Source organism: Lachnoanaerobaculum sp. Marseille-Q4761 (assembly GCF_017565785.1).
Taxonomy (GTDB): domain Bacteria; phylum Bacillota; class Clostridia; order Lachnospirales; family Lachnospiraceae; genus Lachnoanaerobaculum.
Genome location: NZ_JAGEKB010000001.1, coordinates 253,955 through 267,249 on the forward strand (window position 1 = coordinate 253,955; position 13,295 = coordinate 267,249).

Annotated in this window: 13 protein-coding genes and 2 pseudogenes; 1 reads left to right on the forward strand and 14 read right to left on the reverse strand. The window is 33.3% G+C overall.

What is annotated here, in order from left to right; translation table 11 throughout:
- Positions 1–85: 85 nt before the first annotated feature.
- Positions 86–1,726: a hypothetical protein gene (locus J4O15_RS01225; RefSeq protein ID WP_208099388.1), complete on the forward strand. Its 1,641-nt coding sequence runs from the start codon at positions 86–88 to the stop codon at positions 1,724–1,726.
- A 137-nt stretch (positions 1,727–1,863) separates the two neighbouring features.
- On the opposite strand, the gene J4O15_RS01230 is transcribed toward J4O15_RS01225, so the two are convergent.
- From J4O15_RS01230 to J4O15_RS01295, 14 genes and pseudogenes are all read right to left on the reverse strand, one after another.
- Positions 1,864–2,349 carry a GNAT family N-acetyltransferase gene (locus J4O15_RS01230; protein WP_208099389.1) on the reverse strand — a complete coding sequence of 162 codons (486 nt, stop codon included), beginning with the start codon at positions 2,347–2,349 and terminating at the stop codon, positions 1,864–1,866.
- A gap of 47 nt (positions 2,350–2,396) precedes the next feature.
- Entirely contained in the window at positions 2,397–3,224 is an 828-nt protein-coding gene (locus tag J4O15_RS01235; protein ID WP_208099390.1) for a DUF364 domain-containing protein, read from the reverse strand.
- Between the two features lie 23 nt (positions 3,225–3,247).
- Positions 3,248–3,558 (reverse strand): annotated as a pseudogene (locus J4O15_RS01240) (hypothetical protein); the annotation flags it as partial.
- A gap of 10 nt (positions 3,559–3,568) precedes the next feature.
- Complete coding sequence (locus J4O15_RS01245; RefSeq protein WP_208099391.1) at positions 3,569–4,954, reverse strand: aldehyde dehydrogenase; 1,386 nt, start codon at positions 4,952–4,954, stop codon at positions 3,569–3,571.
- A gap of 105 nt (positions 4,955–5,059) precedes the next feature.
- On the reverse strand, positions 5,060–5,809 hold the full coding sequence (locus J4O15_RS01250; RefSeq protein ID WP_208099392.1) for a formylglycine-generating enzyme family protein: 750 nt from the start codon (positions 5,807–5,809) through the stop codon (positions 5,060–5,062).
- A 378-nt stretch (positions 5,810–6,187) separates the two neighbouring features.
- Complete coding sequence (locus J4O15_RS16235; RefSeq protein ID WP_208099393.1) at positions 6,188–7,195, reverse strand: Panacea domain-containing protein; 1,008 nt, start codon at positions 7,193–7,195, stop codon at positions 6,188–6,190.
- A 486-nt stretch (positions 7,196–7,681) separates the two neighbouring features.
- Positions 7,682–8,152, reverse strand: coding sequence for a GNAT family N-acetyltransferase (locus J4O15_RS01260; RefSeq protein WP_208099394.1), 471 nt, complete (start codon positions 8,150–8,152; stop codon positions 7,682–7,684).
- Between the two features lie 123 nt (positions 8,153–8,275).
- Complete coding sequence (locus tag J4O15_RS01265) at positions 8,276–8,524, reverse strand: hypothetical protein (protein ID WP_243761920.1); 249 nt, start codon at positions 8,522–8,524, stop codon at positions 8,276–8,278.
- A gap of 244 nt (positions 8,525–8,768) precedes the next feature.
- The gene (locus J4O15_RS01270; protein WP_330638583.1) at positions 8,769–9,164 is read right to left on the reverse strand and encodes a DUF3592 domain-containing protein; all 396 of its coding nucleotides are present in this window, start codon (positions 9,162–9,164) and stop codon (positions 8,769–8,771) included.
- A gap of 84 nt (positions 9,165–9,248) precedes the next feature.
- Positions 9,249–10,019 (reverse strand): class I SAM-dependent methyltransferase, encoded by a 771-nt coding sequence (locus tag J4O15_RS01275; protein ID WP_208099395.1) that lies wholly within the window; start codon positions 10,017–10,019, stop codon positions 9,249–9,251.
- Between the two features lie 311 nt (positions 10,020–10,330).
- Positions 10,331–10,495: a DUF6440 family protein gene (locus tag J4O15_RS01280; RefSeq protein WP_009219817.1), complete on the reverse strand. Its 165-nt coding sequence runs from the start codon at positions 10,493–10,495 to the stop codon at positions 10,331–10,333.
- Between the two features lie 146 nt (positions 10,496–10,641).
- Positions 10,642–12,030: pseudogene (locus J4O15_RS16510) on the reverse strand (ABC transporter ATP-binding protein).
- Entirely contained in the window at positions 12,018–12,710 is a 693-nt protein-coding gene (locus J4O15_RS01290; protein WP_009219819.1) for an energy-coupling factor transporter transmembrane component T, read from the reverse strand. Before J4O15_RS01290 ends, J4O15_RS16510 begins: the two are co-directional and overlap by 13 nt.
- Positions 12,710–13,291 carry an MptD family putative ECF transporter S component gene (locus tag J4O15_RS01295; RefSeq protein ID WP_009219820.1) on the reverse strand — a complete coding sequence of 194 codons (582 nt, stop codon included), beginning with the start codon at positions 13,289–13,291 and terminating at the stop codon, positions 12,710–12,712. The genes J4O15_RS01290 and J4O15_RS01295 overlap by 1 nt, the downstream gene beginning before the upstream one ends.
- Between the last annotated feature and the right edge of the window lie 4 nt (positions 13,292–13,295).

Sequence of the window (13,295 nt, forward strand, 5' to 3'; positions counted from 1 at the left end):
TCTTAAAGAATTTTGATGAAATTCCAAATCGACTTTTATACAAATCTCTAGTACAATTATACCAAAATCCCGGGAGGTGAAAATAATGTCCAAAAAATATTCATCAAAACTTGTAGGTATCTTATATTTTTTAGCTGTATTACTTTTTGCCATATTGGCATCATCCTGCTCATCAGGTAAAAAGCCCTCAGAAGTTTCACAGGAAGATATAGATGAAGATACAAATTCTAATGACAGTAAAGGTTCAAATACCTTTGAAGCCGCAAAACTTTCTCTATATTTAAAGGGTGATAATCTGTATATGGTACGCTATGATAACTCTGAAATTATAGATTTAGGACCTTGTACAAATAACGGAAGTGTTATGAAAAAGTTTTCTATAAAAGGGTATAACAAAAAACTGGATTTATTTTGTTCCTTTTCAGATTATGACGGCAAAACCTATACTCTGTATACATCAACATCTAAATCACCTACAGAGCGAACTAAGGTAGCTGACAGTGTTACGATACATTCAGCCTTGAAAAACGGTGATATACTATATATTTCAAATAAAGAGCTGTTTTTATATAAAAATGGTAAAGCAGTCAGTCTCTTTAAAGAAAAGGAAGGGATGAAATATATTCTTTCTGAAAATCAGGATAAGCTTTTAATTATTCCGGGTAGAGACAGTTCTGACAAAGAAAACTCGGCAAATGTATATTTAATTGATATATATACAGGAAATACTACAGTATATTCGAATGTCAACACAAATTCTTTTAACTATTCTTATGAACTTGATAGAATATGTTATTTTAAGAATAATACAATATATCAATTGAAAGATGGGAACTCAAAAGAAATAGTAAGGGGGATTGAAAAACCATATAATTACATTACTTTTGCTTCTGACAAGGTCATCTATACGTCAAAGGCTGATGAACCAACATCCCTCTATAAATTCGACTTTAACGGCAATGAGGAATTAATCAGTGATTCACTTGAAAAATTTGTTGACTTTGAAAGAAGAGAAGATTTACTTGCATATACAGAAAAAAATTCCGAAGGCAAAATTATTCTAAAAGTAGCACATAATGGTAAAACACTTGGAGAGTATGAAGATATAAAAGGAGATCGTGATGTAATCGATGAAGCACTTCCTTTTAAATCAAAATATTGGTATTTTTTCTCTGAAGAAAATAAGAAGCTTTGGAGAGTTGCTTTGGAAGGTAGTTCAAAAGGTGAAATTGAGCTTGTAAATGAAAATATAACTGGTTTTTCCGATTTGGCTTATGCTCAAAGCCATAAAGTGGAAAATGATAATTTGTTGTATAGAGCAATAATCGAAGGAAATGACTATAATACTTTATTTCTGGATGGAAATATTATCAATAAAAATGTAGGCAAATATTATCCTTCAGCACATTTGGAAAATAATGATAATGGCGAATATATTATATATTATGACACACTTTCACAAACTTCATATGAAGATGATAATGAAACCTATCATATTTGGGAAAATGGCAAGGATACTGTAATTGCAAAAAATGTAAAGGACTATAACGGATTTCTTCCATATCGGAACAAATTCGAAAGAACTTATTTTTTAACCGACTATGACTATAGTAAGGGAACAGGGCTGTTAAAACAGTATATCAATGGAGAACTTAAAGATATCGATAGTGAGGTAAAGGGCTTTGTGCGTAATAACACAAGTTCTTTTAGCACCATTTTTGACTAATTTATGTAGTTAATATAAGCTATTCTCCACCTCACTTTTGTATTTATCTTCAAATACTGTAGTCTTATAAAAAGTCTGCTAAAATAAAAAATTGCTCAATCAATGTAGGTTGGGCAATTTTTATTATGATTTTTATTTCAGTATACCTTTGCCATCATATATTCATCTACAAATACACCGTCCACAAACATAGTATTCTTTTTAGTACCTTCGATTACAAATCCCTGTCTTTTATACAAGTTTATTGCAATGGTATTTGATATCTCGACAGTTAATTCCAATCTTTTTAAATAGTTTTCCTTTGCCCATTCCTCAAGTTTATCAAAGAATTTTGTTCCGATTCCCTGCTTTTGAAAGCTCTGCCTTATTCCGATGACAATATATGCCGAATGTCTTGTTCTTTTATATTTTCCTCTTTGAGCCGAAAGAAAGCCTATAATTTCTCCATCATTAAAAGCGGCTATAAAATAATCGTCCTTATCTCCCAAGATTTCTTGCATTTTCTTTTCATCAAAATGCCTTTCATCCGGCTCCAGCATCATAAACTTTGTTTCCCGGTCTATATTTTTTAAACAATTAAAAAACGGCTTTGCTTCATTTGTATTTATTCTTCTTATCTGCATAAACTTGCCTCACAAACAGTATTTTAAAATACCTTAATCAATGATATCTATTTGTTATGGTAAATCACTATCCTTTCCGCACTTTTTCCAAAGAAATGATAACCTGAACCTCCCTCACTGATAATATCAAGCAATTCATCCGGCTTAGTTACTAAAATACCGCCCATCACAGTCACACCTCTTTTAAAGAAAGCATCAGGAAGCATACCGGCAGTCGGACCAGTAACCAAAATATCGGCACTGGGCTTACACATAGCTAACAAATCAGGTAATGTGTCATTTAAAATAGTCACACCTGTAATAACATCAAGGTCAGAATCCGGCAAATACATCTTTGCATCCTTTGACGGTGCAAAATGCTCAAGTTCCTTGCCCTTTAGAGTACATGAGTCCATCTCAAGAACTTTAAAATCGGCATCTGCTGCAAGTAGCTTTTTAAGCATAGGTACCAAAGCACCTATAACTACGCTTTTTTTACCCTGTGGAATTTTCATCACATCAAATGAATCTATATCCATCTCTATTTTATAATCTAAGTCCTTATTTTCCTCCCAGTAACAGGCTGAAAGTGCATTAAGTGTTGCAATGGCAAGTGTCTTTCTAAGGATATTTGCATGTGACAGGTCATCCAAATAGTCCTTTACACTTCTTCCTCTTAATTTACCTGAAAGCGGCATTGCCTTCGCAGAACTTGGGCAACATACCGCCTCAGGAATTTCTTTTACCGGAGTAAAGCAAAGTCCTCCATGCCCCGTACTTATCTTTACTCCCGAAAAGAAAAGACCGAACACCGCCCTTTCAACTACCATATTTTCCAATCTTTCTCCAAAATATTCTCTAATAATTTTAGTAGTTTCTTCAAGTAATATATTCATGTTTGCCTCCTATTATATAGATTTTACCTAGCCTTTTCCTGATACTCTATACAATTTCTAAGTATCGTACTTATATAATCCCCTTTTTTCTATTGATGCATGCAGTTGCATATGTCATCGGAGCCTTGTATAATTCTCCCCTGTATTTTGAACCTGTCAAAACCAGCATAGAGTAGTAGGCATTCTTTTTATTCTTTAAGTCTATATACCACTTACCGCCTATATGCTTCCTGAAAGTCTCTCCGATATATACTGTCAAATAATCCAGTGTTTTAACATCATTTATCAAATCCTTTATTTCGCTGTAATTGGATAAAATCCAATTTTCAATCTTCCATATCCTTTTACCTGAATTTTGTCAGAATATATTTTAACATTCTAAACTTTAACAAATTAAAAGGTGCATATCGTATTGGTAAATCAAGTATTGTTTCATTCCATACGACACTCTTTTTATGACTGAATGTATCAAAACCGTACTTGCCATGATATGAGCCCATTCCGCTATTTCCCACACCTCCAAAAGGCATATAATGATTTGATACATGAAGAACAACATCATTCACACATCCGCCACTATAGGAAATACTCTTAATAATATGCCTTGCTATTTTCTCATCCTTTGTAAATACATAGCATGCCAAAGGCTTCTCTCGCTCTTTTATTGTTCTTATAAGCTTTTTTATATCATCATATTCTATTATAGGAAGCAGAGGTCCGAATATCTCTTCTTTCATAATCTCATCTTCAAAATCCGCTTCCGGCAAAACGGTCGGCTCAAGCTTTCGACTAAACTCGTCAGCCCTGCCCCCAATTATATTATCCTCCGCTTTTATCAGATTTAAAAGCCTTTTATAATGATGTTCATTGATTATTTTCGGATATATATTACTATTTAATGCATCCTTGTATCTTGACTTTATCTCTTTTAGTATATATCTGATAAGCTTTTCTTTTACACTGCTATGTACTGCCACATAATCAACCGATACACAGGTCTGTCCTGCATTAAGGAGTTTACCCCATACTATACGCTTTGCTGCAATTTTGATATTTGCCGATTCATCTACAATGCAGGGACATTTACCTCCAAGTTCCAAAGAAACCGGAGTAAGATTCTTGCTTGCGGCATTCATTATAATCTTGCCAACTCTTGAACTTCCTGTAAAAAAGATATAATCATACCTTTGAGAAAGCATATCATTATAATCAATATCAGGCTCTACACAATATATATAGTTCTTATCAAATGTTTTATTGATGATTTCTTTAATCAGATTGGAGGTATACTTACTTTCCTTAGAACATTTTATCACTGCACAATTTCCGGCTGCTATCGCCGCTATAAGAGGGGCTATTGCCAGATTAAATGGGTAATTCCAAGGTGAGATAATAAGTACTATGCCATAAGGCTCTGAAAATATATAATTCTTAGCGGGAAATGTACCTATAGTACCCCTTGCTCTTTGCGGCCTGCTCCAGCTTCTCACATTTTTTAAAGCCTCATCTAATTCGGCATATACCATTGCAATCTCAGTCATATATGCCTCTGATTTTGACTTTGAAAGATCCTTATACAAAACAGATAAGATCTTATCTTCATTATCACTTATGATTTTTTTCAGCCTTTGCAACATTCTAAGCCTGTATTCCACTGATTTGGTTGCATTTGTGTTAAAGAAATTTCTTTGATTTTTTATAATACTTTTTAACTCTTTACTATTGTCCATGCATCTCCTCCATAATTTAGAAATTATACAGTAATTCATCGTCTATAATATTATATAATAGTTATCTTTAAAAAGGCATAAATTTTATATTCTGAAGCTGCTGTCTTATTTCAATCCGCTAAAACTGCTCCTTGCTATTCTAAATCCCAAATCATCAATTTTAAATTCCGGAAAACTCTTCCGCCTTGAGGTGGCACCACAGGCTCTTTCCTCACTTGCAAAACTACCTCCCCTGAATATACGATAGTTTCCATATCTTTTTTCATCATAAAGATCAAAGCACCATTCCCAAACATTCCCAATCATATCAAAAAGTCCGAAGTCATTTGCCCTCTTCATTTTAACTTCCTGTAATCTTTTCTCTGAATTTTTTTCATACCAGGCTGTCTCTTCAATATCTCCATATCTATAGCCCTTTTTATTCCCCCTGCATGCATATTGCCATTCCACATCTGTAGGCAATCTGAATCCGTTTTTTGAATAATCCACTATGGTTTTTTCTGAAACAGAATTTAAAATATAGCATTTTTCTAATCCAAGCTTTTCTGAAAGTCTGTTGCAAAATTCTATTGCTTCCACCCAGCTTACATTAACCACCGGATAATCCTTCATTTTAACATCGCAATCAACGCCTGTCACATAACTGTACAGTTCATTGGTTACGGTTGTTTTCAGCAATAAAAAGGATGAAACATCTACTAATTCTTCCCTTGTATTTTTCCCCTTCCTTGTACCCGGAGCGGACATTTTATAATCGGAACTTAACCATTTGACAGGATCGATAAAGTCTCTTATTAGCTCCTGCCCTTTTGGGATTAAAACCATATTCTCTTTTATATATTCAGCTAAGTTCATTTAATCTTTCCTCTCAGTTTATAATATTTAACAGTATATTCTATGGCTTTATTATATAGCTTTTTAAAATTTTTGTCAGTTCAAGTCTGTATATTTGCTTATTTGAATAATAATTCCAAACCATCGTAATCAATATAAGTATTTGTAATAGTTAGGTATAATTATGTCATCTTATTTGTCTATGCTACATGATTTATAGGAAATTTTTTTTAATTACCCCCCTATAATAACAAAACAGCCACAAGTTAATAAAAACTTGTGACTGCTTTTATTATTTAGGCTGATTATATTAATCTTTCAGTAAATAATCAATTCTTAACACTAAAATACAATTTTTCTCTAAATCTATGAAATTAAACCAATTTCATTTGTTATTAATTAAGCTGCCTTATCCAGCATATCATGGATATATCTTTGCAGACCTTGCTCTGTACCTATTCCGTATTTCTGATTTGTAATGGTATAATACTGCATGATACGCTCTTTTGACAAAATCTCATTGGAAGGAATGCTGTCACCATATCCTTTTCGTGCTTCTATCCACGGTTCCTCATTATGTGTAATCTTCTCCAATACCTTTCCGCCATACATCCCAAATGTATTCACCACAAGTTCTATCACTCGCTTTTCATTATCCGTCAAGGCATCCTTTGTCCCATTCAGAAGTGCAAAACGTGCATCCTCAATAGGATTGTATTTAAAATCCCGAAACAATTCATATACTTCCAGATATACAGGGCCATGTACCCACGCCCTACAATCCTCTTCAAATATTGGCCTTCCATACAAAGCTGAATACACACCCTGAATAAAATATAATAATTTCTGCAACATAAGAGGTGTTATCTCTTCCAGTTTTTCAAAAATATATGCAATCACCCTAAGCATTTTATCGGAAACGGAAAACAATCTTTCTATACTTTCCGCAGCAGCAAAAGCTTTTCTATATGCAGCATCAGTAAGCTTCTCACGATTCTCCATAAGTTTCTTCTTCATGTATTTCGGTGAGGAAAGTGCTGTCTTAATAATGTCCGAATACTCCTTGGACGGTACCTGCCCTTCCAGATATCTGGGAATAGTTATCTCCCCAAATCCGATTGCCAAAGACAGCGGTGCTTTTCCTAGCTTATAGATTTTCATAAATTTTTCAATATCATCAATCGACACTAATCCCTCTGCTGCCCTATACTGCTCGTCAATTTCTCTGATATTCTTATCAATAAGCCCTGGAATGCTCATTCCCTCACCACACTCCATACAAACAGCAATGGTGATTGTAAAAGTATAATTCTTATCTTTTATTTTTTTTATAATATCCTTCTTTTGTAAAATGTACTCAGTCTCTTTTCTGCATTCAATGCAAAAATCTCTTCTCCTCTCTGCCACAATATTCCCTCCAATTTATCTCCAGGTTAATTTAAAAATCCTCTTCCAAACTCTTTAAGTTCGTGTATGCCAAATATGTCTTGACTTTTATCATTAGTTTTGTACTTAAAATGGACACACGCAAATTTATTTGAAATAATATATAAGTGGATATTTCTGCTCATGAGATGAAATAACAATCACGAAACAGTTATCCTTTTCCACCGTCTCCTTGATCTCGAAAAGATACCGGCCTATATTCAATACATTATCCTCCGTAGAGTATATTATTTTTCTTTACTTATAATCAGAATAATATAATGATTGTTTTTTATCAATATCCTATCATTATGTATAGTTATAGAATTTATTTTATTTAGAAGAAAAACATCACTCTTTTGCCATTCTTTGTATATCATCTGATTCCATATCTACTACCCCAAAAAATAATCTGTTCATTATTTCACCACCCGATAAACCACATTTAAAAACCTGATTTTCCGTCCACTACAGCTTACAAAGCATAATATAATCCTCTTCATTTCCCCGAACAATTTCAAATCCGACATTCTTATACATATTAAATGCATAATTTTTCTTTTGCACTGATAAGGATACTTGTTTATAGCCCTGCTCTTTTAATGTTTTCAGTATCCGTTTCATCATTGCAGTACCAATACCATGATTTCTGAACTCTTTCAACAGCGAGATTGAAAGTGAGGGTGTCTCATCATCTATATGACCATAATCATTAATTATCCGAGTCCACACCGCTCCTACTACTTCTTCGGATACCTCTGCAACATAACATAAATCCGTCTTCTCACCAAAACCTGAAATATATATATTTAAATCCGGATGATTTATTATATCTTTTGGCTGCGGTTCCACTCCCTCCGGAATAAAAATAGCTTCATATAAAAATACTTCCAATATCTTGTCTTCGTCTTTCTTTAATTGCCTTATTTTATAATCCATAAAAATCTCCTTTTCCTCATTTCCCTTTTTAACAAGAAAAACAGTAAATTATTTCGATTTACTGTTCCTCCAATTGCTTTGTTATTACATATTATGTGATTTTTTAGCATAACAAACCGTAATTTATAGACCTTTTAATTCTAAATATTGACCTACAATCAAAAAATTTTCAAGTTCGTCTTCACTCAACCCTCTTGTGATAAACAAATCATCAAAAATCGGAATAGATTTGCTTACATCATCGCTTTCAATATGAAAAAATCCTGTCTTTAAATCAATACCGACAAAAATATCGTCTTTAATTTTATAGGCTACAATATCATTTATATTTCCCGCATTTTCATGGAAAACCTCCTTTGAATTTAGCTGCACCACTTCCTTGAACTTTACATTATCATAATTTTGAGCAGAATATTTTTTTTAAAGTATGTATTTAATTCTCTCTCACTTATTCTATTTGGTTTGGACTTTTATCATACCAAGCTATATCTTCAATCTCTCCATGTTATATACCTTATTTAGCCACATGTAAATCCATACTTAACTTATGCATTTAAAGAACTTTGCATTATCTATTACAAAGGTAATACTGTATACTTATTATTCAAATTTACAGTCAATCTCTTTTTTCCTTAGATGGTGCCAAGGTCTTTTTACACATCCATGCAATAAATATAATAGTTGGAACCAGAGCAATTATTGTCATAGTATCCGGCTTTTCCATAATCTTGCAATCGGTAGGATTATCGGGATTGTAAGCTATTGTAATAATATCTCCTGCTTCAAGTATGGAGTCCCTATTATTTTCCCGCCAGCTTATAACCTTTTTGCCCTGAACCGTATACTCTAACCGGATTCTGCTTCCATATTCAATATCCTGTCCCCGGCTTGTTTTCTGATAATTGTGTACATCAAGAACCCTCGCCTCTGCCTTAGGATAAGAATAATAAGGAGCTATCTCCCGTATATTGACAATAAACCCTAACAATATCAAAATAATAGATATAATCACTATTCCTACCCGTATTCACTTTGCAATAAATTTTTTCATAATCCTTGCTCCCGGTTAAATGACAATACTATACATGCTGTACATTTATATTTTCCTTGCTACAAAATAATACCTATGTGTTCTTCCCCGTATAACCCCATTTTTTTCAAGGATTTCCTGTGCTTTAAAAAGTTCTTCCTGATACTTTTCTACACAAAATCCCGGAAATTCCCACTCAATTATTCTTGCAAACCATACCAATGCCCCGACATCATAAAATTCAATGGAGCCGTAGGATTCTGACTTTTCTAAAATTTCAAAACCTTTATTTTCAAATTCTTTTAATGCAATTTCTAAATAAGCTTCCTTGAACGGAACTTCTATATCTCCAAGTAAAAGTTCAACCAATTCTCTGTCATTTCGGGCTCCGATTTGTTGTGTCAGAAAAAGCCCACCCTTTTTTAGTACTCTTTTAATTTCATTTACATCATAATCACCATGTCGATTGGTTATTATATCAAAGCATTCATTTTCAAAAGGAAGCCTGTCCCCTCCATCACAAGCTTTAAAGTTTATTCCTAAGGGCAACAATCTTTCCTCACATATTTTTATATTCGGCTCATAGCCTTCAATCGCTGCGGTAAGCTTTGGATCATGATCAATAGATAAAAGAAATTCTCCACCGCCTGTTTCCATATCCAAAAGATAATCACTTTCTCTCAGATAGGTTTTTATTACATCAAAAAAATCCCAGGGGAAATCTTCTTCCTCTTTATATCTATTTCTTATATGTGAAAAATCCCAGCCTTTAATATATGCTACTTTCTCTTCATTAAGCCATAAGTTTAAAAGTTCCATATATTTCTTCTCATCCATAAGTAAACTTCTCCATTATACTTTTACTATTTTTTATTATTCAATCATTATCATAATTCAATCCCATACACTATATCTGTACATATTATATTTTACTCCAACACCCCGACAATCTTTTCAACCGATATACCCTGACCAAGCACCAAGGAGCGATTATATTGAGCCAAACTTTCATGGAGACGATACCCCCTCATATTATTCTGTAAGAACTCAACATACAATATGGGAATAAAATTTTAAAAGGGAGTGTAACAAAATCATAAAAATATGTTTTGTTACACTCCCTTCCCAAGGTAATTTGATGTTAATTTTTATTGAGGTGTTACTATCGGCTTTCCGTCTTTATCGAGTAATGGTGTAAATCCTCCGGAATATCCGGACTTACGAAAAACATAGTTTATACCTGTTTCCGTATCAACCCATATTTCAACTACTTCAAGTACTCCCTGTTGATATACCTTCTTGAAACGCTCCATAAGTATACCTCCTAGCTACAATCTTCCTAGATTATAGCACAATACAGCGATGTAAATTATGATTATTTATTGTAAAATAATATTAATTAAAAATGAAGTTTTCTAAACATACTGATATTAAATGCTTTATTTATAAACAATTTATATTATTTATAGACTCTAAACTCTTCTAAGCAAAGATTTTGATCAGTAGTCGCATTTAAAAATTCAATATCATGAGAAACAATAAATATAATATTATTTTCAGTTTTCATTTCCTTTATCAGATTTGAAATCTTTATCATATTATTATAATCCATACCGCTTGTCGGCTCATCAAAAACTATAAATCTTGAATCCTTACATAAAACCGAAGCAATAGCCACCCTCTGCTTTTGTCCGCCTGACAGGCTCATTGGATGTCTGTCTTTTAACTCCATAAGTCCAAGTCCGCTTAAAACCTTTTCGGCTTTAGCCGGATCTAAATCTTTAATTCCAAGCTTTATCTCTTCTTCTACAGACTCTGTAAAAAGCTGATGATTAACATCCTGCATTACTAAAGATGAATTTTTTAACCTCTCTTTTTTACCAATGGCTCTGCCCCCAAATACTATATCACTTTTTTCTTTCTCAACAAGCCCCGTTATCGCACTCAAAAAGCTTGATTTTCCACATCCGTTCCTGCCTGTTATTCCATAAATTTTCCCAAGGTCAAAAGAAACATTTTCCACCCTCAGTTCACCCTTATCTTTAAAATCACAGATGAGTTTCTTAATAATCAAATCTTTTCCTAAAGGTCTTTGCCTGTTTTCTAAATTTATTTTATTTTTGGAGCGAAGCCCCCATTCATACAGGATATCATCCGGCAGCGATATAAATACATCTCTTGTAAAACTTTCCTTGATTCTTCCATTTTGAATAATGATAATTCTATCCGCCACATCCATCAGATAATAAATCCTATGCTCTGCAAGTATAAGAGTTATACCCTTCTCCTTCAGAATTTGCAGCATTTATTTTAATATATCAATATATTTTTCATCCAGATTGGAAGACGGCTCATCAAGTACTATGATTTTGCATCCTGAAATATAGCAGGATGCCACACATAGAATCTGCTTTTCTCCTCCCGACAACTCAAAGATACTGCGCCCGAGCAGATGTTTTATAGGAAAAACTTTCAGCATATTTTCCATACGGATCTCCATCTCTTTTCTGTCAAGCCCTATATTTTCAAGATAAAATAATAACTCCAAGGTTGTATTTACATTAAAAAAATGAGTCTTGGGATTTTGAAAAACACTTGCTACCATAAGTGAAATTTGATAAAGTTCCATCCCCTTTATATCTTTACCGTCAACATGCACTTTCCCTGTAATACGGGCATTTTCATATTCAAAAGCCAAACCGTTTATAGAATTTATAATTGAAGATTTTCCGCTTCCGCTCTCTCCTGTTAGGAGAATGCATTCTCCTTCAGTTACTTGTAATGTAATATCTTCTAATATCTTTTTATCCTGTTCATAGAATAGTGATAAATTTTCTAATGTAAGCATAGTCGGCCCCCCACTACAATAACAGTCATTATAAAAGCATAAATAAAGTCAATAATATGTACCCTTACAGTAATATATCTTGTTTTCTTTATGGGATTGGCAATACATTTTGTTTCTGCCGCCTTAGCAATATCATCCGCAATATTTGATGAAATAATAAGCAATGGTACAGCAATATACTCCAGATATTTAAGTGGGTTTTTGATTTCTATTCCTCTTATTTTCATTGCCATCTTTATATTATTTCTTTCTTCCTCAAATGAAGGGAAAAATCTGAACATCACCGCTATCGGTATGGATACCGCCTTTGGTATTCTTAAAAAATCCATCGACGACATAATGCTTCCCACATCTGATGTCTTAATCAGAAATTTCCCCGATGCATAAGGGATATAAAACATACGAACGACAAACAGCAATGAAAGCAACATCTTTATTACAAGAGGAAATTTTGCCAGAATTGTAAAATCCGGTACAAAAAACAAAATACCGAATACAATAATATTTTGTATTCCCTCTTTTCTAAATCCATTGATAAAATACATAATCGAAATAACAATTATCAACGCCCATTCAGAATAATGATTTATTGAATGTAATATGGTAAAACCCAGTAAGACTGTGACAAAAAACTTGGGTATAGGATTGGGATTTAGACTATTACTTTTTACCGAGTACATTAAACTATACCCGCCTTCATAAAATGCTTTTTAAGCAATGCCTTTCCTATAAATGCTCCTATAACTCCCCCGACAATTGCACCTGTATAAACCAATGCCATATGCGGATATGTAACAAGTTTTACCAAAGCATCCACATACTCCTGCCCCATCATCATAGTCATCTCGATATACTTTTCTCTCGCCCACAGCATTTGCATAAGCGAGCCGCAAATCCATGTATTAAATATTGCAAATGAGAGCATATTGTATTTAAAAGAATTGTAATTGCCTATTCTTCTTATCAACTCGGCTATAAGCATTACTACAAATGCATGAAGAACAAGCATATATGTATGACCTTCTACCATCATAAAAAAAGGTGTAAGTATTCCAAAAATCAACAATGCCCAGGGCTTTTGCACCTTTGCCATAAACAACATAACAATGGTTCCGCTCACAATACCGAGTATTGTAGGATATACTAAAAACATAATCGGAATAAGTCCAATCATTCCTACACTAAACATCACTACAAAGTAAATAACTGCAAATACACCTATAGTAACCAAGTCCTTGATTTTTAACCTGTTCTCTTTCATATTA

Excerpts from the sequence above, each read along its gene's own strand:
- J4O15_RS01225 (WP_208099388.1), top strand. The coding sequence starts at position 86 with ATGTCCAAAAAATATTCATCAAAACTTGTAGGTATCTTATATTTTTTA.
- J4O15_RS01235 (WP_208099390.1), bottom strand. The coding sequence starts at position 3,224 with ATGAATATATTACTTGAAGAAACTACTAAAATTATTAGAGAATATTTT.
- J4O15_RS01280 (WP_009219817.1), bottom strand. The coding sequence starts at position 10,495 with ATGGAGCGTTTCAAGAAGGTATATCAACAGGGAGTACTTGAAGTAGTT.
- J4O15_RS01230 (WP_208099389.1), bottom strand. The coding sequence starts at position 2,349 with ATGCAGATAAGAAGAATAAATACAAATGAAGCAAAGCCGTTTTTTAAT.
- J4O15_RS01290 (WP_009219819.1), bottom strand. The coding sequence starts at position 12,710 with ATGTACTCGGTAAAAAGTAATAGTCTAAATCCCAATCCTATACCCAAG.
- J4O15_RS01250 (WP_208099392.1), bottom strand. The coding sequence starts at position 5,809 with ATGAACTTAGCTGAATATATAAAAGAGAATATGGTTTTAATCCCAAAA.
- J4O15_RS01275 (WP_208099395.1), bottom strand. The coding sequence starts at position 10,019 with ATGGATGAGAAGAAATATATGGAACTTTTAAACTTATGGCTTAATGAA.
- J4O15_RS01260 (WP_208099394.1), bottom strand. The coding sequence starts at position 8,152 with ATGGATTATAAAATAAGGCAATTAAAGAAAGACGAAGACAAGATATTG.
- J4O15_RS01295 (WP_009219820.1), bottom strand. The coding sequence starts at position 13,291 with ATGAAAGAGAACAGGTTAAAAATCAAGGACTTGGTTACTATAGGTGTA.
- J4O15_RS01245 (WP_208099391.1), bottom strand. The coding sequence starts at position 4,954 with ATGGACAATAGTAAAGAGTTAAAAAGTATTATAAAAAATCAAAGAAAT.